The organism is Novosphingobium ovatum, from assembly GCF_009909235.1.
Classification (GTDB): Bacteria; Pseudomonadota; Alphaproteobacteria; order Sphingomonadales; family Sphingomonadaceae; genus Novosphingobium; species Novosphingobium ovatum.
In genome coordinates, this window is sequence record NZ_JAAAPO010000005.1 from 172,568 (window position 1) to 192,676 (window position 20,109).

19 protein-coding genes are annotated in these 20,109 nt (G+C 65.9%); 18 read left to right on the forward strand and 1 reads right to left on the reverse strand.

Annotation, left to right across the window (positions count from 1 at the left end; all coding sequences use genetic code 11):
- Positions 1 to 68 precede the first annotated feature (68 nt).
- Entirely contained in the window at positions 69 to 2,609 is a 2,541-nt protein-coding gene (locus GTZ99_RS13195; protein ID WP_161719619.1) for an HAD family hydrolase, read from the forward strand.
- Between the two features lie 457 nt (positions 2,610 to 3,066).
- Here GTZ99_RS13195 and GTZ99_RS13200 read toward each other — a convergent pair whose 3' ends face one another.
- Positions 3,067 to 3,897: a flagellin N-terminal helical domain-containing protein gene (locus GTZ99_RS13200; protein ID WP_161719621.1), complete on the reverse strand. Its 831-nt coding sequence runs from the start codon at positions 3,895 to 3,897 to the stop codon at positions 3,067 to 3,069.
- Positions 3,898 to 4,469: 572 nt separating this feature from the next.
- Between GTZ99_RS13200 and GTZ99_RS13205 the strand changes: the two genes are divergently transcribed.
- The 17 genes from GTZ99_RS13205 (at position 4,470) to fliD (ending at position 20,109) form a co-directional block, all read left to right on the forward strand.
- Entirely contained in the window at positions 4,470 to 5,846 is a 1,377-nt protein-coding gene (locus GTZ99_RS13205) for a sigma-54 interaction domain-containing protein (protein WP_227711339.1), read from the forward strand.
- Positions 5,843 to 6,214, forward strand: a complete 372-nt coding sequence (gene fliE / locus GTZ99_RS13210; RefSeq protein WP_161719623.1) for a flagellar hook-basal body complex protein FliE — start codon at positions 5,843 to 5,845, stop codon at positions 6,212 to 6,214. Before GTZ99_RS13205 ends, fliE begins: the two co-directional genes overlap by 4 nt.
- A gap of 5 nt (positions 6,215 to 6,219) precedes the next feature.
- Positions 6,220 to 7,941, forward strand: a complete 1,722-nt coding sequence (fliF, locus tag GTZ99_RS13215; RefSeq protein ID WP_161719625.1) for a flagellar basal-body MS-ring/collar protein FliF — start codon at positions 6,220 to 6,222, stop codon at positions 7,939 to 7,941.
- A gap of 27 nt (positions 7,942 to 7,968) precedes the next feature.
- Positions 7,969 to 9,009 (forward strand): flagellar motor switch protein FliG, encoded by a 1,041-nt coding sequence (gene fliG, locus GTZ99_RS13220; protein ID WP_161719626.1) that lies wholly within the window; start codon positions 7,969 to 7,971, stop codon positions 9,007 to 9,009.
- Positions 9,002 to 9,754, forward strand: coding sequence for a FliH/SctL family protein (locus tag GTZ99_RS13225; protein ID WP_161719629.1), 753 nt, complete (start codon positions 9,002 to 9,004; stop codon positions 9,752 to 9,754). Before fliG ends, GTZ99_RS13225 begins: the two co-directional genes overlap by 8 nt.
- Entirely contained in the window at positions 9,754 to 11,103 is a 1,350-nt protein-coding gene (locus GTZ99_RS13230) for a FliI/YscN family ATPase (protein ID WP_161719631.1), read from the forward strand. The genes GTZ99_RS13225 and GTZ99_RS13230 overlap by 1 nt, the downstream gene beginning before the upstream one ends.
- 1 nt (position 11,104) lies before the next feature.
- Entirely contained in the window at positions 11,105 to 11,563 is a 459-nt protein-coding gene (locus GTZ99_RS13235; protein WP_161719633.1) for a hypothetical protein, read from the forward strand.
- 93 nt (positions 11,564 to 11,656) lie between these two features.
- Positions 11,657 to 13,204, forward strand: a complete 1,548-nt coding sequence (locus GTZ99_RS13240) for a hypothetical protein (RefSeq protein WP_161719634.1) — start codon at positions 11,657 to 11,659, stop codon at positions 13,202 to 13,204.
- A 55-nt stretch (positions 13,205 to 13,259) separates the two neighbouring features.
- Positions 13,260 to 13,862 (forward strand): flagellar basal body-associated FliL family protein, encoded by a 603-nt coding sequence (locus GTZ99_RS13245; RefSeq protein WP_161719636.1) that lies wholly within the window; start codon positions 13,260 to 13,262, stop codon positions 13,860 to 13,862.
- 37 nt (positions 13,863 to 13,899) lie between these two features.
- A complete protein-coding gene (locus tag GTZ99_RS13250; protein ID WP_161719638.1) occupies positions 13,900 to 14,844 on the forward strand; it encodes a FliM/FliN family flagellar motor switch protein in 945 nt (314 codons plus the stop codon).
- The gene (fliN, locus tag GTZ99_RS13255; protein WP_161719640.1) at positions 14,841 to 15,164 is read left to right on the forward strand and encodes a flagellar motor switch protein FliN; all 324 of its coding nucleotides are present in this window, start codon (positions 14,841 to 14,843) and stop codon (positions 15,162 to 15,164) included. The genes GTZ99_RS13250 and fliN overlap by 4 nt, the downstream gene beginning before the upstream one ends.
- On the forward strand, positions 15,164 to 15,496 hold the full coding sequence (locus GTZ99_RS13260) for a flagellar biosynthetic protein FliO (RefSeq protein WP_161719642.1): 333 nt from the start codon (positions 15,164 to 15,166) through the stop codon (positions 15,494 to 15,496). Before fliN ends, GTZ99_RS13260 begins: the two co-directional genes overlap by 1 nt.
- Positions 15,493 to 16,278, forward strand: a complete 786-nt coding sequence (gene fliP, locus GTZ99_RS13265; RefSeq protein ID WP_161719644.1) for a flagellar type III secretion system pore protein FliP — start codon at positions 15,493 to 15,495, stop codon at positions 16,276 to 16,278. Before GTZ99_RS13260 ends, fliP begins: the two co-directional genes overlap by 4 nt.
- A gap of 13 nt (positions 16,279 to 16,291) precedes the next feature.
- The gene (gene fliQ / locus GTZ99_RS13270) at positions 16,292 to 16,576 is read left to right on the forward strand and encodes a flagellar biosynthesis protein FliQ (protein WP_161719646.1); all 285 of its coding nucleotides are present in this window, start codon (positions 16,292 to 16,294) and stop codon (positions 16,574 to 16,576) included.
- A complete protein-coding gene (locus tag GTZ99_RS13275) occupies positions 16,573 to 17,361 on the forward strand; it encodes a flagellar biosynthetic protein FliR (protein WP_161719648.1) in 789 nt (262 codons plus the stop codon). The genes fliQ and GTZ99_RS13275 overlap by 4 nt, the downstream gene beginning before the upstream one ends.
- Positions 17,362 to 17,370: 9 nt before the next feature.
- Complete coding sequence (locus GTZ99_RS13280) at positions 17,371 to 18,549, forward strand: EscU/YscU/HrcU family type III secretion system export apparatus switch protein (protein ID WP_161719650.1); 1,179 nt, start codon at positions 17,371 to 17,373, stop codon at positions 18,547 to 18,549.
- A 66-nt stretch (positions 18,550 to 18,615) separates the two neighbouring features.
- Positions 18,616 to 20,109 (forward strand): flagellar filament capping protein FliD, encoded by a 1,494-nt coding sequence (gene fliD, locus GTZ99_RS13285; RefSeq protein ID WP_161719652.1) that lies wholly within the window; start codon positions 18,616 to 18,618, stop codon positions 20,107 to 20,109.

Sequence of the window (20,109 nt, forward strand, 5' to 3'; positions counted from 1 at the left end):
GTCCATGAACGGTCGGGGGCGTTCGGTCCCCGCCCAGACCCTTTGGTTTTCTGGACAGGATCGTCACCATGACCGCGCCGATCGCCCCTGCCGCTTTTGCCCCCCTCACCCCCGCGCCCAGTGGGCTGACCGTGTTGCCCGGCCTGCCCGGCAGCGTGGCCGCCAACGCGCTGATCCCGCCGCCCGCGCCCCCGGTGCAGCGCCCGACCGAGGTGTTGCCACATCAATTGCCCGACGCGCTGGTGGCTTTTGGCGATTGCACCGTACTCAGCCTCGACTGTTTCGACACGCTGTTGTGGCGCGACTGTCATGCGCCGGTGCATCTGTTCTCGGTGCTGCCGCAAGTGACGACGATGCAGCGCGGCCGGGCCGAACACAACGCCCGCCGCGCCTCCTCGCTCAGCGGGCGGGGGCAAGATGTGCCGATCGACGAGATCTATCAGCTGTTGATGCCCAACGCCGATGCGCAGGAGCGTCAGGCCGCCATCCGCGCCGAGCTGGACGCCGAGGCGCAGCACTGTTTCGCCTTTGCCCCCACGGTCGAACTGATGCGCCGGGCCAAGGCGCGGGGGATGCGGGTCATCATCGTCTCGGACACCTATCTGGACGAAGCCATGCTGCGCGAATTGATCGCGCGGGCGGCGGGCGATGATGTGGCCGCGCTGATCGATGATGTGTTCGTCTCGTCCCACTGGCGCAAGCCCAAGGCGGCCGGGCTGTATCAGCATGTGCTGGACACGCTGAAGCTGCCGGCCACGACGATCCTGCATCTGGGCGACAACCATGGCGCCGACGTCAAGGGCGTGATGCCCTTTGGCGTGCACACGCTGCACCTGAAACAGTTTGGCGCCGACATCGAGCAGCAGCTGCGGCTGGAGTCCTGCGTCGATTCGATGCTATGCCCGAATGACAGCGAGCTGATCTCGCCCCAGCCGCACCGGGCGGCGGTGGCGCATTGGTCGCCGCAATTGACCGATAAGGCACAGCATTTCGGCTATGCCGTGCTGGGGCCGGTGTTCACCGGCTTTGACCGCTGGCTGGAGCAGGAAGCCAAGGCGTTGCAGGCCCGACATGGTGGCCGCGTCCACTGGCTGTTCCTGATGCGCGATGGCTATTTGCCGATGGTGGTGCATCAGGCCCGCTGCCCCGACGATACGGTACATCAGGTCGAAATCAGCCGCTTTACCTCCACTGCGGCCACCTTCTCCGACAACAAGGCGATCGATGACTATATCGGCGTCAATCTGGGCACGATGCCCGATGTTCTGGCCCGGCAGGTGATGCTGCCCGAAGCTGACGTGCGCCGCCTGACCGCCAATGTCCCGCCGCTGGAAGGCACCGTTGCGCTGCGTCGCCATCTGAACCAACCCTCCACGCGCAAGTTCATCCACAAAGCCGCCCGCCGCATGGCCGACCGCATCGTCACCCATGTGCGCCAGGCCGTCCGACCCGAGGCGGGCGACACGCTGATGCTGATCGATCTGGGCTATAACGGCTCGGTCCAGAACAACATCGACGCCTTGTTGGCCAAGGCGCTGAAGGTGCAGGTCGCGGGCCGCTATCTGGTGCTGCGCGAAACGGAATTCAGCGGGCTGGACAAGGCGGGCTATTTCGACACGCCGCATTATGACATGCGCGCGCTGAACGCGATGACCAGCAATATCGCCGTGGTCGAGCAAATGTGCACCACCGGCATCGGTTCGGTCATCGACTATTACGAAAACGGCAAACCAATCCGCAAGACCAACGACATCAAGCAGACGCAAAGCGCGGTGCGCGAAGCCTGCCAGCAGGGCTGTGCCCATTTCGCCGAAAGCCACGCAGGCCATATCATCCGCGCACAGCGCCCTGACGAAATCACCCAATGGCGGCGCGCCAACGCGGCCTCGATCATGCGGCTGATGTTCCTGCCGCTGCCTTATGAGTTGGGGGTGTTCTCCAGCTTTGAACATGACGTCAATCTGGGCACAGACGAGAAAGTCGCCCTGTTTGACTCCGCCATTGCCGAGCGCGGTCTGCGCCAGCAGGGCATGTTCTACCAAAAAGGCGTGCGGCGCATGTTCCTGTCGGCCGAAATCGCCAATCAGGGGCTGCCAACGCGGCTGACCCATCTGACCTATAACCGCTTTGCGCTGGGCCTGACGGTCAGCGATTTCATCAATGGCGGGATCATGGTGCCCACGATCTATTCCAATGGTCAGGAAGTGGTGCAAACCCGGCTGAACGCCATGCCCACACATGACGGTTTCCACACGCTGTGCATCCCGATCAGCGATTGCCGCTTTACCGCCGCGATCCAGTTTGGCGCGGTGTTCGACTGGATGGAGATTTATAGCGTGTCGGCGATGCCTTCGGCCGAACATCTGAACAACATGCACGACACATGGCAGCGCGAAGTGCCACTGCACCCCATTCTGGACGGGATCGAACAGGTATCGGCCAATCTGTGGCATTGCCAGCGCGAAACCGGCTTTGCCCTGATCAACCCGCCCGAACGGGGGGACAATACGGCGATGACGCTGTTGGTGGTGTTCCGCCCGGTCACATGGCGCGCGGGCGCGCAGGATGCCAATGCGGCGGCGGTCGCGGCCTTTGGCACACAGGCGTAACACGTGGCGGGGTCCGCCCCGCCGGTCACATGATCCAGATCGTGAAAATGCAGGCAACCGGGCGAAGGATCCTTCGCCCGGTTTGCTGTGTGTGCCGGTGGCGACACCGGCGGTACGGATCATAAGGAAGCCAACGATGATGTTGCGGACAAGGGGCGAACCATGGCCCACCTGCGGCGCGTCGTCGGTTTGTTGGCGGATCGCGCCAGAGGCGCGGTGGTCGTGTCGCCGGTGACCAGAGGGATCGGTGGACGGGGGCGCTGCGGGGCAGGGATGGCGGACATGGGCTGCCCTGATGCCATATGCCTTGCGCCGCGCTGTTCCCGTCCACCTTTCCTCGGGACTGCAAACACACGTGACCAGTAGATGCGGCTCTGGCCCGACACGCGATTGCCGCGCCGGGCCGGGGCCGTTCCGGCCGGGCTGCCTGTGTGGCGGCCCGACCGGAGGGAGAGGCTTACTTCAGCAGGCTCAGCACGTTCTGCTGGCTCTGGTTGGCCTGAGCGATCATCGCGGTCGATGCCTGCGAGAGGATCTGGGCCTTGGCCATGGACGTCGATTCCGCCGAATAGTCGGTGTCCTGAATACGGCTGCGTGCGGCCGACAGGTTGGTGACGTTCGCGGTCAGGTTGTTCACCGCCGACTGCAACTGGTTCTGGCCTGCGCCCAAACCGGCCGCCGTCGTCGAAACCTGTTGCAGCAGCGTATCGACCACCGCGATGGCGGCGCTGGCGCTGCCCGAGTCCGAAACATCGAGGCTGGTCTTCTGGTTGTCCCAGTCAATGCCGTTCGAGGTCAGCGTCACGGTGTCGGTGGCGTTCGCACCCGCCTGAATGGTGAAGCTGACGGCGCCCGACGAACCCGAACCCGAAGTGCCAAACAGCGCGTTGCCGTTGAACTTGGTGTTGCTCAAAATGCTGGTGATCTGGTTCTTCAGCGAGGTCACTTCCTGGTTCATGTCCGAGCGGTCACGATCCTGGTAGGTGGCCGAAGACGACTGGACCGACAGCTCACGAACGCGCTGCAGCATGTTGGTGACTTCGTCCAGCGAACCCTGCGCCGTCTGAGCCAGCGAGATGCCGTCGTTGGCGTTCTTGATGCCCTGATTCATGCCGTTGATCTGGCTGGTCATCGAGGTGGCGATGGCCAGGCCCGCGGCATCGTCGGCAGCCGAGTTGATGCGCTTGCCGGTCGACAGGCGGGTCATGGCCTGCGAAGTCATGTTGGCGGCGCTGTTCGAAGCATTGGTCGCCTGGAGGGCGTTCACGTTGGTGTTGATGACAGTCATGGTCTACTCCCGTTCGTAATCCCGAGGTGCCAGCCTGTCGGCCCATCCGACCTGGCTGCCATCCACTAGGGCGGAAGGTGGCGGGGATTTTTAAGGGCGGAATTTTTCAAAGGCGTCACAAGGGGCCATTTGCCCGGGCAAACGGAGGACGCGGGCCAGACGCCTGACGCCCGCCCGCAAACCACCCAACATGGTTTACCCGCGCTAACCAATGATGGGCCGCATTGGGTGGTGCTGTCGTCCTCCGGCGCCCTCTGCCACACCCCGATCAGACAGGCCCGGCGCGCGCCCCCGCATCACGCCCGCCCGCCCCCGCATGGCCACGCCTGCGCGTCACGTGTGCGAGAGCGGGCGCGAATCACGCGCGTATAAGGCTTGCGGGAGGAACAGCCGCTTCTGATTCGGGAGCAACCGGATATTTACCATATTCCGTCTATGTTCCGCTGGAACGGGCCACTCGCTGCTGATTGCCCGTCAAACACCCGCAAAAAGAATGCAAAAATACGGGTTTTACCGGGGACTTAATTTTCCGCCTCCTTTGACGTGCCCCCCCCATAATCGTCTCGAAAGCAATGCAGCCTTCGGGAAGTTTCGACACCATGCAGCAGTTCGAGTTCGACACCGCCCTGGCCCGGGCCCACGCACCGCTCGCCCAACGGGCGCTGGCCGTGATCGCCGCTTTGGGCCGGCAGGACGAGGTGCGCATCAGCGACGCCCGCCATCCCGCCAGCCCTGTGTCCGACGCAACGCCTTTGCCCTTGGCCGACATCATGCTGGCCCGCGCCGAGACCAGCGCGCTCAGCCGTCTGAACGCGGGACAGCCGCGTGGCACCATGCGCGGCCCGGTCACGGCCCGCTATGCCCTGACCTATGCCGACCCGGCATCGGAAAGCGCGCTGGCGGCCCTGCTGGCCTGTGCCACGCCCGCCGGAGATCCGATCGCGGCCGATCCCGAAAGCCTTTCGGTGCTGGCGCTGGCCGAACGTCTGGCCGCCAGCGACATTCCCGTGCTGATCGGCGGCCCTACCGGCACCGGCAAGGAAGTGCTGAGCCGTTTCATCCATGAACACAGCCCCCGCGCCAAGGAGCCGTTCGTCGCGGTCAACTGCGCCGCCATGCCCGAAGCCATGCTGGAGGCGCTGCTGTTCGGCCACACCAAGGGCGCGTTCACCGGCGCGGCACAGGCCAACGAAGGCTTTTTCCGCGCTGCCCATGGCGGCACACTGCTGCTGGACGAGATCGCCGAAATGCCGCTGGCACTGCAAGCCAAGCTGCTGCGCACGCTGCAGGAGGGCGAGGTGGTGCCAATCGGTTCGACCCAGCCCGTCCGGATCGACGTGCGCGTCATTGCCGCGGCCAACCGCGACCTTCCGACCGAAGTCGCCGAGGGCCGTTTCCGCGCCGACCTATTCTATCGGCTGAACGTTTTCCCCCTGTCGCTGCGCCCGCTGCGTGAGCGGGCCGAGGATATCGCGCCGCTCGCCTTTGCGCTGGTGCTGCGCCACACGCCCGTGGGCAAGCCGATCCCCTGGCTGAGCGATGCCGCTCTGGTGATGCTGCGCATGCATGGCTGGCCGGGCAATGTCCGCGAGCTGGAAAATGTCATCCGCCGCGCCCTGCTGCTGGCCGAAAACCAGCCCGGCGCCAGCGGCCACGAGATCCGCCCCGAACACATCCAGTTTGACAGTCCCGCCCGCCTGGTGGGCGCCGACCTCCCCGCCGCGATCACGCCGATGTCGCATGCCGCCGCAGAAACCACTGGCGGGCGCCGTCTGGCCAATATCGTGCAGGTGAGCGAGGCCAAGGCCATTCTGGAAACGCTGGCCGCCTGTGGTGGCAACCGTCTGGCGGCCGCGCGCGCGCTGGGCATTTCGGAACGCACGCTGCGCTATCGTCTGGCCTCCTTCCGCGAGGCCGGAATCGCCGTGGCGGCAGGAGGCCGTAGATGAGCAGCGTGGGAGGCATTGGGGGCCTTGGCGTTGGTGGCGCAAGCAATATGCGTGACATCATGCAGTTGCGCCAACAGATCATCGAGCGCTCGCAAGTGCTGCAACAGGTCCATGCGCCGCAAGCTGCCCCCGCGCAAGGAACGGCGCAGGGCGGCTTTGGCAATGCGGTCGAAGGCGCGCTGAACAAGGTCAACGCCACGCAGAAACAGGCCGAAGCGCTGACCAACGCCTATGAAACCGGGCAAACGCAGGACATCGCCAAGGTGATGCTGGCCCGTCAGGAAGCCTCTGTCGGCTTTGAAGCCACCCTTCAGGTTCGCAACAAATTGCTGTCCGCCTATCAGGACATCATGAAATTCGGGGTATGATCTAGATGGCCGAGCTTGTCCCCGCCGGTGCCGCCGCCGAGCCCGCCCGTGGCTCCCTGCTGGCGCCGCTGACCGATCCGGCAGGTGGGCCAGCCATGGCGCGCGCGGGCGCGTTCCTGTCACAGCCCCCGGTGAAAAAGGCGCTGCCGTGGTTTGCAGGTGTGGCCATTCTGGGCGCGGGCGCGCTGGCATGGAACAGCCTGTCCCCCGCCCCCCAACGCGTGCTTTACGGCCGTCTGGACGATGGCGAACGCGCCAGTGTGGTCGACGCGCTGGACAAGGCCAAGATCGGTTACACAATCGACACCGCCACCGGCGCGCTGACGGTGGACGAGGCCAATGTGTACAGGGCGCGCATGGTGGTGGCCCAGACCGGGTCGTTGACCATGCCCGACACGGCCAGCGACAGTTTGAACCAATTGCCTATCGGCGCCAGCCGCGCGCTGGAAGATGAACGTCTGCGCGCCGCGCGCGAACGCGAATTGATGCTGTCGATCAAGGAGATCGAGGGCGTCCAATCGGTGCGCGTCCATATCGCCGAAGGGCAGAAATCGGTGTTCGTGCGCGAACAGATCGCGCCTTCGGCATCGGTCATGGTGCGGTTGGTCGATGGCCGCCAGTTGTCGCAGGGACAGGTACAGGCGATCGTCAACCTGGTTGCCGGATCGGTTCCCGGCCTGTCGCCTGACGCGGTCAAGGTGGTGGACCACCGTGGCCGCCTGCTCAGTCAGGGCGGGGCGGCGCAGGGCGATGACCGCCTGGAAATTCAGGGCCGGCTGGAGGAAAAGCTGCAAGGGCAGGTGTCCGCGCTGCTATCCCCCATGCTCGGCGAAGCGAATTTCACCAGCGAGGTGCAGGTGGAGCTGGACATGGACCAGATCACCTCTGCCCGCGAGACATATGACAAACAGGGCGTGCTGCGCAGCGAACAACAGGCGCAGTCCAGCCAGCCGCAGGCCGGCGCCCCCGCCGGCGTGCCCGGCGTCACGTCAAACATTCCGCCCGCCGCCGCAACGCCCGTTCCGGCGGCGCCAGCCGCACCGGGCGCGGCCCCCACGCCGGGCGCAACGCCCGGCCCCACCGTCCCCACCGCCACCGAAAGCAGCGCCACACGCAATTTCGAGCTGGGCCGCGAAGTGGCGGTTTCAAACCGCAGCCCCGGCCGGATCAAGCGGCTGACGGTGGCCGTCGCCCTGTCCAAATCCGCCATGGCACAGGCCAAACAGGCCGATATCGACCAGATCAAGCAACTTGTCTCGTCGGCCGTCGGGGCCGATCCCGCGCGCGGTGACCAGGTGACCGTGGTGGTGCGCGCCTTTGACGCGCCCCCCGCCGAAAAGATCCCCTTTTACGAGGCCCCGTGGTTTGGTCAGGCGCTGCATTATGGCGCGCTGTTGCTGGGCACGCTGATGGTGCTGTTGCTGGGTGTGCGCCCGGTGGTCAAGGCGATCAAGGGCGACCCGCCCAAACCCGCCGCAGCGACCGCAGCCACCACCGAGGCCGAGACCGAGGGCGCGCCCGCCCCCGCCCTGATCGAGGGCGAAGGGGACGCCGCCGCGCCGGACGCCACCCCGCAGGCCGAACCGCCGCGCCCGATCGACGCCGAACTGTTGGGCCAACACGTCAGCCGCGCGCAACAGATCGTCATGCAGAAGCCTGACAACGCGGTGATTGCCCTGCGCGAAATGTTGCAGCCCCCCGCCGCCGATCCGGCCGCCTCATCATAACCCCCGCCCCACGGAAACGCCCCTGCCATGAGCCAAATCGACGCCCTCACCCCGTCTGACGATGATCTGCCGCCGCTCAGCGATGCCGATGCGGCCGCTGTGCTGGTGATGGTGCTGGGCGATGAACAGGCCAGCCGCGTCCTGCAACAATTGGGCCCGGCCGAATTGCAGCTGCTGGGCGAAAAGATGTGCGCGCTGGGCGATATCGGCCCCGATGCCATCGTGCAGGCCGTCGAAGGCTTTGCCGCGCGCACAGAAAAGCTGGGAATCAACGCGCATGGCCGGATCGACCGCGTCCACGCCCTGATGAAAACCGCCATCGGACCAGTCAAGGCCGATAACCTGATGGAGCGCATCATCCCCGATGCGCCCGCCGCCAGTGGGCTGGAAATCATCCGCTGGCTAAACCCATCGGCCATTGTCCCGCTGGTGCGCGGCGAACACCCTCAGGCGATTGCCGTGCTGTTGATCCAGCTGGAACCCGAAGTGGCCGCTCAGGTGCTGCACTCGCTGCCGCCCGAGGCGCAAACGCAGGTCGTCCACCGCGTCGCCACCATGGGCCCCGTCCTGCCCGAAGCGATGGGCATGCTGGAAGAGCTGCTGAGCCGCAAGATCGCCCAGTTCCACGGCAAGGGCATGTTGGCCATGGGCGGCGCCAAACCGGCGGCCGACCTTATCAACAGCAGCGGCAAGGTGGTCGAGAAGCGGGTCATGCCCGAGATCACCAAGATGGACAAGAATCTGGCCAAGGCGATCGAGAACGAGATGTTCAAGTTCGAGCACCTGTTTGCGCTGGATTCCAAATCGATGGGTTCGCTGCTGCGCGAAGTGGAGAGCGACATTCTGATCAACGCCCTGAAGGGCACGCCCGAAGAACAGCGCGGCGTGTTCTTTGCCGCCATGTCCAGCCGCGCCGCCGATGGCATCAAGGACGAAATCGCCGGTCGTGGCCGACTGAAGATGGCCGATGTGATCGAGGCGCAAAAGCAGATCGTTGCCATCGCCCGGCGCCTGGCGGCCGAAGGCGTGATCGCGTTCGGCGCGGGCGGCGACGACGATTATGTCTGATCTGGCCACCGATTCGGGCCGACCGGCGCGGCGCGGCGCGGTGCCTCGGGCCAGCAATGACCTGTCGGCGCTAACCGATCGCCCGGCCGCCGGTTTTGCCCGCGACACGCGGTTTGTGCCCTTGTTTGGACCGCCTCCCGATGACGCGCACATTCCCTTTGCCGCGCTGACGATGGGACAGACCGCGCCCGCAGCCGCGCCCACCGCCGCGCAGCCCGAGCCCCAGACTCAGCCTGACATTGCCCCCGCCCCAGACCCTCTGACCCAGGCGCATGAAGAAGGCTATGCGCAGGGGTTTTCCGATGCGACCCTGGCCTCGCACCAACAGGCGATGGAAGATGACGCGCTGCGCGACAAGTTGCGCCTGTCCTTTGCCCGGATCGATGCCGAAATGGCCGAAATGCTGCGCCAGCGCCTGCTGGACACGGTGGTGGCATTGTGTGAGGCCACGCTGGCCCCGCTGGCGCTGGACCGCGATGCGCTGGCTGCCCGTGTCGAACGTGCCGTGGCAATGTTCGCCCGCGCCGACGATGAAACAGTGATCCGCCTGCATCCTGATGATCTCGCGCTGGTACAGGCGCTGTTGCCGCCCGACTGGACCTATGTCCCCGATCCGGCGCTGGGCCGTGGCGCCATCCGCGTCGAGGCCGGCAGCCGCGGACAGGAAGGCGGCGGCGTCGAGGATGGCCCCGCCCAATGGCGCCGCGCCATCGCCGAGGCGCTGGATATCGGCGGGATCGAATAATGCTGCACCTGTTTGACGACCTGTTGACCGATATGGCGCAGGCCCGCGTTGACATCACCCCGCATCGCTATGGCGTGGTGGTGGCCTGCGATGGCGGCTTGCTGGAGGTAACAGGCCTGTCGGTGCCGGTGGGTGCCTTGTGCCGCATCACCCATGGCCGCAACGCGCGACAGGGCGAACGCAGTCTGGCGGCCGAAGTCATCGGTTTCCGCAATGGACGCACACTGATGATGCTGCTGGGCGATACGGTAATGCTGCGCCCCGGCGCGCGGGTGCGGCCGGTGGGCAAACCCGGCATGCTGCCTGTGGGCGAAGCTTTTCTGGGCCGCGCCGTCGATGGCGAGGGCCACCCGATCGACGGCCTTGGCCCGCTGCATCCGCGCGCGCTGTGGCCGGCGGGCGGCGTGCGCGCGGGCGCGCTGGACCGCAGCCCGGTGCGCCACTCCTTTGACACCGGCGTGCGGGCGCTGAACGCCATCACCACCTTTGGCGTGGGGCAACGCATTGGCATCATGGCCGGATCGGGCGTGGGCAAATCGGTGCTGCTGGACATGATCGCCCATGGCGCCAGCGCGGATATCGTCGTCGTCGGGCTGATCGGCGAACGCGCCCGCGAAGTGTCCGACTTTGTCGAACGGCACATGGCGGGCAAGAAGCGCGCCACCACCGCCGTCATCGCCGTTCCGGCCGACCACGCGCCCAACCTGCGCATTCGCGGGGCGATGCTGGCCACCAGCATGGCCGAATATTTCCGCGCGCAGGGGCGCAAGGTGTGCCTGATCATGGATTCGCTGACCCGCGTGGCGCACGCCGGGCGCGAGATCGGCCTGTTGCTGGGCGAACCGGGCGCGGCGCGCGGCTATCCCCCTTCGGCGCTGGCCACGATCACCAAACTGGTCGAACGCGCGGGCAATTCGGCGCAAAGCGGCGGGTCGATCACGGGGCTGTATACCGTGCTGGCCGACGGCGATTCACAGGATGATCCGGTGGTGGACACGGCCCGCTCGATTCTGGACGGCCACATCGTCCTGTCGCGCGATCTGGCCCAGCGCGGACAATATCCGGCCATCGACATCGCCGCCTCTTTGTCGCGCGTGATGACCGACATCACCGGCAAGGAGCACCAGCGCCTGGCCCGCGAATTCCGCGCCCTGATCGCCGCTTATGAAGCGAACCGTGATCTGGTGCTGATGGGGGCCTATCGCGCGGGTGCCGATCCGCAACTGGACCGGGCGATTGCCATGCACCCCGCGCTGGTCGGTTTCCTGACGCAGGAAGGCGGCAATATCGTCACGCTGGAACAAAGCATCCTGCAACTGGCCAGCCTGATGCAGCCGACGGCCGCATAGGATGAAGGCCGAACGCGCCAAGCTGAAGCGGCTGCAACGGCTGGAAAAGGTGCGCGCCATCGCCAAACAGGTGGCCGTGACCGAGGCCGCCCGCGCCGAAAGCACCCTGTCGCAATTGCAGACGCTGGCCACCCGCACCGGCCAGCTCGCCAATGACTACGCCAGCCGCACCGACATGGCGACAGGCGCCGAACTCTCGCGCATGGGGCGCTTTGCCGCCGGTTTGCAGGGCATTCGCGCGACGACACAGGCTGATGCCGAACGCGCCGCCGCCATCGCCGACAAGCGCCAGCAGGATCTGGCCGCCGCCGAACGCCGCCGCGCCGCCGTCGAGGAACGCGCCACGGCGCAAGCCCGCCAGATCGCCGCAAAATCGCAATATGCCCCGCTGACCGGGCGCACCCCGCGCGATGGTGCCAAGAGCGGCGGCTCGACCGATGGCACAGGTCCAAACGCCTGATTTTCGTCATGTGCGGCCCGCGCTTCCCGATTTGGCACGGCTCCTGCTTAACCTCTCTGACTGGATCAACCCGCCAGCAACGGAGCCTAGCCCATGACTGATCTGTTCTCGTCCGCGACGGCCGCCAGTGGAGGCGGCATGATGGGCGTGATCGGCATGATCGGTTTGGGCGGCCCGGCCGATGGCTTGCCCGCCAGCAATGGCGCGGATGCCGGATTTCTGGCGGTTTTGTCGCAACAGGGCAATGCCACCAATGCCCTGCTGCCCCCCGCTTTGCCGGTGGGCGCTGGCAGTTTGGCACCCGTGGCACCGGTAGCGCCGCTGGACAGCGGCTCGGCCGACTCCGGCCTGACCACGATCCCCGCCGCACCTGACGGCAACGCCGATTTGCCGCAGACCGGCAATATTTTGCCGTTGCCGGCAAAGCTGTTGCCGCCGCTTGCCGGTTTGGCCGCACGCGGCCCGCGCGCCGACACATCAAGCGAGGGCACCGACCCATCGGCCGAAGCCGCGCTGGCCAGCGATCTCAGCCCGGCCAGCACCGACACCACGGCCGCGTCGCTGATCGACATGGCGATGGTAATGCCCGCCCTTGTCGCCACCAGCCAGACGCCGCCACCCGCGCCTGCCGCGCCCCCTGTGGTGCAAAGCTCGACCGCGCAGATGATCGCGGCGCAGGCGGCTGTGACCCAAACCGGCGCGGCGACCGCCCAACAGCCCCAGCGCCCCGCCGCCGCCATCGTGCAACGCGGCGCGCCAGTGGTCAGCAGCGCGGCCCCGCTGCGCGCCGATGCCGCCCCTGCCGCCCCCGCGCCCCAAGGCCCCGCCGTCACCGCTAGTGTGCTGACCGATGGCGAGAGCGCCGCGCCAGTAGATGTCACCCCGGCGCAGCCCCTACACACGGCCCCCGCCGCCCCCGCCCGCGCCGCCGCCGCCGCCAGCCGCCCGGCCACGCCGACCGGACAAACCTCTTCGAATCCGTTGGTCCCCCATTCGACCACGGATGGCACCGCAACGCAGGATCACTCCACCCCGATCCCGCAAGCGGTGTCGGCTGGCACCCTCGCCGATGCTACCCCACTCAGCTCGACGAGTGGTGCCGCCACCCTTCAACCGGTCAGTGCGACCGACAACACCGGCCCGGACATGGCCGCTCTGGTCGACCGGCTGGTCGAAACCCGCGCGGCCGCGCGCACCGCTTTGGCCGGGACCGGCACGGCCGCGCAACTGCACACCGCGATCAGCCATGCCGAATTTGGCCGCGTCTCGATCGCCCTGACGCAGGACGAGGACCACGTCAGCGTGTCCCTGCGCAGCGCCGATCCCGATTTCGCGCCCACCGCGCAGGCCGCTCTGAACCGCAGCGGCCAGACCATCGCGGCGGCCGAAGGCGCAGCGGCCGGGCAGAACAATGGCGGCCAGACCGGCGATCAACCGCGCGGCCAGAGCAACAGCCAAGGCCAGCCCCAGAGCAGCTCTGGCCAGCACGGCACCGGATTGACCGGGCAGGGGCAGGGCGGGAACGGCCAGAGCCAGAACCCGCAGGGCCAGCCCCGTCAGGCTGCCGCGCCGACGATTGATCCGGGCCGCACCGCCGCCGCCTCGGCCACCGCACAGGATGACAGCGGCATTTTTGCCTGACCCCTTTTTGCGGGTCTGACCCGCCGCCCACACCCCGCATGATGAGAGACCGCAGATGAGCAAGGACAAGCCCGAAACCGAAGACGCCCCCAAAAAGGGCAAAAGCCCGATGATGATGATCCTCATTACCGCCGTGCTGATGCTGGCGGTGGGCGGCGGTGGCGCCTTTGCGCTGGTCAAGATGGGCGTGATCGGCGGGGGCGAGGCCAAGACGCACGAACCCGACCTGCCCAAGCTGATCAAGAAGGGCGAGGAAGACCCCTATGCCCCCAAAGGCGAGGGCGGCGGCCATGGCGGCGAGGAAGGCGCCAAGGAAGTCGAGGGCGAAGGCGGCAGCCCGTACAAGACGACCTATTTCAACTTCAAGGACGACTTTACCTCGAACCTCAAGGAATCGACCGCGCTGATTCAGGTGTCGGTGGCCTGTTCCACCCGCCGCGACGGGCGCGTCATCATGTGGTTGAAAAAGCACGAGCTGGCCATGCGATCCGAGATTCTGGCCGTGCTGGCCGACACGCCCGAGGAGGAGATCCACTCGATCGAGGGCAAGGAAAAGATGCGCAAGCGCCTGACCGCCGCGATCAACCACGTCCTGACCGAGGAAGAAGGCTTTGGCGGCGTCGACAACGTCTATTTCAAGAGCCTGATCGTTCAGTGACGCCCCACCGCCCCACTCCTGCACGCAAAGCACGCCCATGAAGCCCCAACGCCAGTTCATCGCCGAACGCGCCTTGGCCCAGCACTGCCCCGAACTGTTGCGCAAGGGGCCGGGCAAGGACGAGCTGTTGCCGCTGCTGGCCCGCATGGGTGAGCGTCTGGCCCGCCGCCTGTCGGGCGCGCTGGCCCCGATGCTGGGTGGCGAGGCGCCAGTGGTGCAATGCACCACCCCACGCGAAAGCGACATTGAATCGATCACCCGTTCGACGGCCAAACTGGCCGCCAACAGCCTGCTGGCGGTGGGGGATCCCTCGACCCCGATGCTGGTCTCGATCGAGGCCGAGCCGGTGCTGCGCATTGTCGACCGCGCCTTTGGCGGCAAGGGTGAGGCCCCCGCCCCCCTGCCTGACACATTCCCCATGGCGGCCGAATTGATGATCGCGCGGCTGGAAATGCTGCTGGGCGATCACCTGACCACGGCCTGCGCCGCCACCAGCGGTCGCGTGGCCAACAGCGATGTGCCCGCAATCATCGCCATGCGCCGCGATTCCAGCCTGCCGATGCTGGCCCCCTTTCCGGCCGAGCAGGTGCTGGCGATGCTGACCATGGAGGTCGATGATGGCGGGGTGCTGCCCTGGCTGATGACCTTTGCCATGCCGATGGGCACGCTGGCCCGCCTGTTCGGCCATGTCGATGCCGAAGGCGTGACGCTGAACAATGTCCGCCACACTCTGGCCAACCCGCTGGAGCGCCCGTTCGGCGATGTACCGCTCCCGGTTGCGGCTGTGCTGGTCGACATGACCATTCCCTTTTCCGCGATCGCGTCGCTGGCGCCGGGGCAAATCCTGCCGGTGGCGGTGGCGCGTCAGGTGCCGCTGCGGGTGGGGGATGCAACCATCGCCCATGGCGCGATCGGCACGATGGATGACCGCATGGCCATCCAGATCACCTCTGCCTTTGCCAACAGCAGGAGCCAATCATGAGTTTCACAGGTTTCCCCACGCGGGGGTTCGATTTCCTGAAGGATGTGGATGTGCGCCTGTCGGTCGAACTGGGCCGCACCGAAATGAAGCTGAAGGATGTGCTCAGCCTGGGCGAGGAGAGCATCGTCATGCTGGACCGCCTGACCGATGAATTGCTGGACGTAATGGTCAACGGCAAGATCATCGCCAAAGGCGAGATCGTCACGCAGGGCAACCGTTTCGGCCTGCGCATCGTCGAGATGGCCGGTGCCGAAAACGACCCCGACGAGGGCCGCGCCGCCGCCGATGTAGGCGCGATGGATCTGGGCGACATCGACTGATGCTGTGGTACATCATCAAGCTGGTTGTGCTCTTGCCGCTGATTGGCGGCCTGATCTGGGGCAGCCTGAAACTGTCCAAGCATCTGCAGGGCCGCTTCATGGGGCAGGGCGCGACGCGCTCGGTGCGAATTGTCGAGACGGTGATGCTATCGCCCACGCTGAAACTGGCGGTGCTGGAATTCCACGGGCGCGAGATTCTGGTCTCTACCGGGCGCAACGGGCTGACCCGTCTGGCCGAAGCCCCCGCCCGCCCGCGTGAGCCGGAGGTGCCCGCCACCGATCCGGCCGCCAGGACCAGCTTTTTGCAAACACTGAAGGCGATGCAGAAATGATCCGCCCGCTTCGACTGATCGCGGCATTGGGGGCGTGGGCCATGCCCGCCACGGCATGGGCGCAGGCCCAGATCCCGCCCGCGCCTGCCGGTGGATCGGCCATTCCGGGCGCGCTGGACCGCGCCTTTGGCGCGATGAACGGCGGGCCGGGCGGCGGCATGACGCTGTCACTGCAGATCCTGATCCTGATGGGTCTGCTGACGATCCTGCCCAGCCTGATCCTGATGATGACCAGCTTTACCCGCATTCTGGTGGTGTTTTCCATCCTGCGGCAAGCCATGGGTTTACAGCAATCGCCCCCCAATCAGGTGCTGATCGGGCTGGCACTGTTCCTCTCGCTGTTTGTCATGTCGCCAACGCTGGACAAGGTGAACCAGACCGCCATCGCCCCCTATTCGGCCGGGCAGATCAACTCGCAACAGGCGATCGGCGCGGCGGGCGCGGAATTCCACCATTTCATGATGCGCCAAACGCGCAAGGCCGATCTGGCGATGTTTGTCGACATGGCCAAACGCCCCGGCTTTGACCGGCCAGAGGATGTGCCCTTCTCGATCCTGCTGCCCGCCTTTGTCACGTCCGAGTTGAAAACCGCGTTCCAGATCGGCTTCATGCTGTATCTGCCGTTTCTGGTGATCGATCTGGTGGTGTCCTCCACCCTGATGAGCCTGGGCATGATGATGATGAGCCCGGCGATTGTCTCGATGCCGTTCAAGCTGTTGCTGTTTGTGATGGTCGATGGCTGGGCGCTGTTGATGGGCAGCCTGGCGGCCAGTTTCGGTTAGGCGGAGACAGGCAATGGACGATATCACCCCGATGCTGGCGCTGGCCGACCGGATGCTGTGGATCGCGATGCTGTGCGCCGCGCCGGTGCTGTTGGCCACCCTGGCAGTAGGGTTGGTGATCTCGGTGTTGCAGGCGGCGACATCGGTCAATGAACAGACGCTGACCTTTATCCCCAAACTGATCGTGACGGCGCTGGTGCTGGTGCTGTTTGGCGCCAGCATGATGGGGCTGATCGGCGATTTCACCAAAGACATCTTTGCCGCCATCGCCCGTCTGGGCACAGAGGCTGGGCGGTGATCGCGCTTGATTTCGGCTTTGGTCCGCTGGAGGCCGAATTCTGGCGCTGGGTGTTTCTGATGACCCGCATCGGCGCGGCATTGGTGGCCGCGCCCTTTTTCGGCACGGCCAATGTCTCGGCCCAGATCCGGGTGATCACGGCCGCCGCCATCGCGCTGCTGGTGGCCAATTGGGTACCGATCCCGGCGCTGCCCAACCTGTTCTCGCTGCCCGGCTTTCTGGCCATCATGGGCGAAGTGCTGATCGGCACCGCGCTGGGCTTTGTCCTGCAATTCGCCTTTGCCGCGCCAACAATCGCGGCCGAACTGATGGGCGGGGCCATGGGCATGAGTCTGGCCGCCACGGTCGATCCGCAAAACGGCCGCCAGTCGCCCGCGCTGGGGCAATATTTCGGGGTGATGCTGACGCTGGTGTTCTTTGGTCTGGGGGCGCATCTGCAATGGATCGGCCTGCTGGTCAAAAGCTATACCGCCTTTCCACCCGGCCAGGTGCTGGGCGCGTTCGGGCCGGACAAGTTCCTGACGATCGTCTCTTTTGCCACCTCGATGCTGGTGACGGCGGTGGTGATGGCGGTGCCGGTGGTCTTGGTGCTGTTCCTGATCCAGACGCTGGCGGGGGTGCTCTCGCGCTCGGCCCCGGCGCTGAACCTGTTTTCGCTGGGCCTGCCGGCGGGGATCATCGGCGGCATAGTCGCGTTGGTGGTCAGCGCGCCGATGATCTCTGACCGGATGGTGGGGCTGACCGCGGACGCCATATCGGCCAGCGGCAGCCTGCTGGTGCGATAGGAGCGCGCCATGGCCGAAGGTGGTGAAAAGACCCACGCCCCAACCCCCAAACGGATCGAGGAGGCCGTCAAGAAAGGCGACGTCCTGCGCAGCCGCGAACTGGGCGTGGCGGGCAGCATCCTCATCGGCGCGGCCTTTTTCCAGATCGCCGGGCCTTGGACATTCCACAGCATGGAGCGCGCCATGCGCCTGTGCCTGCAATGGGAACGCGGCGATCTGGAGGACTTCAACCCCGCTCGCCTGCTGTTTGCGATCGGCGCGGAAATCGCCCCCCCCATTCTGGGGCTGGGCTTTGGCGTGATCCTGATCACGCTGATCACGCAATTGGCGATGGCCGGGCCGGGCCGGTTCGTGCCGCACAATCTGATACCCAAGGGCGGGCGGCTGAACCCGATGAACGGGTTGCAGCGCATGTTCGGCATGAACGGCTGGATCGAGGTGGGCAAGGGCCTGCTCAAACTCGCGCTACTAGGCTCGATCGGCTTTGCCTGGGCGCGTTCACGGCTGGAGGCGCTGATGGAGCTGAACGGCACGCAATTGGCCGGGCAGCTGGACTTTGCGTGGGAGGCCTTCCTCTCGCTGCTGTACCAATTGGGCGCGGGGCTGGTGGTGATCGCGCTGGCCGATTTTCCCATCCAGTGGTTCCGCCGGATGCAGCGCCTGCGCATGTCGCTGGAGGAAATCCGCGAGGAGCACAAGCAGCAGGAAGGCAGCCCCGAGGCCAAGGGCGCGCAGAAAAGCCGCATGCGTCAGGTGGCGATGAGCGCGGTGGCCGGCGCGATGAAGAACGCGCAATTTGTCGTCACCAACCCCACCCATTTCGCCATCGCCATCGCCTATGACCCCGATCTGGCCCCGGCGCCGGTGGTGCTGGCGCGCGGGCGTGGCGAGCGCGCGCTGGCGATCCGCGAGCTGGCGGGGGAAAAGGGATTGCCGGTGCTGGAATATCCCGGCCTTGCCCGTGCGCTGTATTACACCACGCGCGAAAATCAGCAGATCCGCGAGGAACTCTACATGGCGGTGGCCGCCGTGCTGGCCTTTGTCATGGCGCTGACCCGTGGCGAGGCCCGCCCCGCCCCTGATGTCGACGTGCCCACCGAGATGCGCTTTGACGCCGAGGGCCGCCCCGATCCAGACAACCGCGAGACCGTGCCGCCCCCGCCCCCGCCACCATCCGGGCTCGCCTGAACACCCATGCGTGATTTACCGCAGCCCCCGCCTTAACCCCCCGCCACGAAAGCCGTCCTAGATATCATGAGCACCACCACCTCCTCCACGTCGAGCACCACGACCACGACGACGACCAGCACCAGCAGTGCCTCGGTCGGGTCGAAGCTGCTGACCTCGCTGGGGGTGGGGACCGGCATCGACATGACCGAAATGGCGACCAACATCGCCACGGCCGAATATGCCGCGCAGAACGATGCGGTAACCACCCGCCTCTCCAACCTCAAATTGCAGATTTCCGAGGCGGGGCAGTTGAAAAGCGACCTGCTCTCGCTCTCCTCCTCGCTCTCCAGTCTGATCGACAGCGGCGGGCTGCTGCCCGCGCCCACCGTCACCAACAGCAATGTCGCCACCGCCAGCCTGCCTACGGGCAGCTCGGGCACCAAGGGCAGCTATACGCTGGAAGTGACGCAATTGGCCAAGCCGCAGGTGCTGACCACCGGCACCTTCACCAGCGCCACCTCGACGCTGAAACCGGGCACGCTGACCTTCAGCTTTGGCACCTTCACGGGGGCCACGCTGGGCACGCCCACCTCGACCAACACGCTGACGGTTGCCGATGGCGACACGGTCAGCTCGATCGTCAGCAAGATCAACAACGCCAACATGGGCGTCACCGCCTATCTGGCGACCAACGCTGATGGCGTGCAGATCGTGATGAAGGGCACCGAGGGCGCGGCCAAGGCCTTTACCATCACCGCCAACAACACCGATGATGGCAGCTCGACCAGCGCCTATTCGGTGGCGACCATGGCCTATTCGGGGGCGACCGGCGGCGTGGTGACGCGGGCGCAAAGCTCGACCGATGCCGCCTACAAGCTGGACGGCATCAGCCGCACCGCCACCACCAACACGATCGATAGCGCCGCCCCCGGCCTCTCGCTGAAACTGACGGGCACCAACATCGGCAGCCCGACGACAGTCACCTATTCCGACCCGTCCAGCAGCATCACCACGACGATGACCAATCTGGTCAGCGCGCTGAACAGTCTGGTGACCGAAATGAACACCGTGGGATCGGCCGACACCGGCCATCTGAACGGCGACGCCGGGATCAAGACGATGAAACGCGCGTTCTCGGCTCTGGCGGGCACGACGATCATGCCCAACGCGGCCACCGGCGAGCCGGCCACGCTGGCCGATCTGGGACTGAAAACCAATCGTGATGGCAGCTTCTCGCTGGATACGGCCAAGCTGGCCAGCGCGCTGAGCAGCAACACCAGCGCCGTCGCAGCCATGTTCACCAAGGGCATCCATGGCGTCTATGCCACGGTGTTCTCGACCGTCAGCAGCCTGACCACCAGTTCGGACAGCAGTTCGCTGGCCGGATCGATCACGCGCTACACCGCGCTGCAAACACGCGTGGCGGCACAACAAACCAACCTTTCGACACAGGAAACCAAATTGCGCGAACGGTTGATCACCCAATATTCGGCCTCGAACGCGGCCGTCGCCACCTTCAACTCCACGCTGTCCTATCTGAAGAACCAGATCGCGGCGTGGAATAAAACCAGTAGCTAA

Excerpts from the sequence above, each read along its gene's own strand:
- GTZ99_RS13195 (WP_161719619.1), top strand. The coding sequence starts at position 69 with ATGACCGCGCCGATCGCCCCTGCCGCTTTTGCCCCCCTCACCCCCGCG.
- GTZ99_RS13200 (WP_161719621.1), bottom strand. The coding sequence starts at position 3,897 with ATGACTGTCATCAACACCAACGTGAACGCCCTCCAGGCGACCAATGCT.
- GTZ99_RS13205 (WP_227711339.1), top strand. The coding sequence starts at position 4,470 with ATGCAGCCTTCGGGAAGTTTCGACACCATGCAGCAGTTCGAGTTCGAC.
- fliE (WP_161719623.1), top strand. The coding sequence starts at position 5,843 with ATGAGCAGCGTGGGAGGCATTGGGGGCCTTGGCGTTGGTGGCGCAAGC.
- fliF (WP_161719625.1), top strand. The coding sequence starts at position 6,220 with ATGGCCGAGCTTGTCCCCGCCGGTGCCGCCGCCGAGCCCGCCCGTGGC.
- fliG (WP_161719626.1), top strand. The coding sequence starts at position 7,969 with ATGAGCCAAATCGACGCCCTCACCCCGTCTGACGATGATCTGCCGCCG.
- GTZ99_RS13225 (WP_161719629.1), top strand. The coding sequence starts at position 9,002 with ATGTCTGATCTGGCCACCGATTCGGGCCGACCGGCGCGGCGCGGCGCG.
- GTZ99_RS13230 (WP_161719631.1), top strand. The coding sequence starts at position 9,754 with ATGCTGCACCTGTTTGACGACCTGTTGACCGATATGGCGCAGGCCCGC.
- GTZ99_RS13235 (WP_161719633.1), top strand. The coding sequence starts at position 11,105 with ATGAAGGCCGAACGCGCCAAGCTGAAGCGGCTGCAACGGCTGGAAAAG.
- GTZ99_RS13240 (WP_161719634.1), top strand. The coding sequence starts at position 11,657 with ATGACTGATCTGTTCTCGTCCGCGACGGCCGCCAGTGGAGGCGGCATG.
- GTZ99_RS13245 (WP_161719636.1), top strand. The coding sequence starts at position 13,260 with ATGAGCAAGGACAAGCCCGAAACCGAAGACGCCCCCAAAAAGGGCAAA.
- GTZ99_RS13250 (WP_161719638.1), top strand. The coding sequence starts at position 13,900 with ATGAAGCCCCAACGCCAGTTCATCGCCGAACGCGCCTTGGCCCAGCAC.
- fliN (WP_161719640.1), top strand. The coding sequence starts at position 14,841 with ATGAGTTTCACAGGTTTCCCCACGCGGGGGTTCGATTTCCTGAAGGAT.
- GTZ99_RS13260 (WP_161719642.1), top strand. The coding sequence starts at position 15,164 with ATGCTGTGGTACATCATCAAGCTGGTTGTGCTCTTGCCGCTGATTGGC.
- fliP (WP_161719644.1), top strand. The coding sequence starts at position 15,493 with ATGATCCGCCCGCTTCGACTGATCGCGGCATTGGGGGCGTGGGCCATG.
- fliQ (WP_161719646.1), top strand. The coding sequence starts at position 16,292 with ATGGACGATATCACCCCGATGCTGGCGCTGGCCGACCGGATGCTGTGG.
- GTZ99_RS13280 (WP_161719650.1), top strand. The coding sequence starts at position 17,371 with ATGGCCGAAGGTGGTGAAAAGACCCACGCCCCAACCCCCAAACGGATC.
- fliD (WP_161719652.1), top strand. The coding sequence starts at position 18,616 with ATGAGCACCACCACCTCCTCCACGTCGAGCACCACGACCACGACGACG.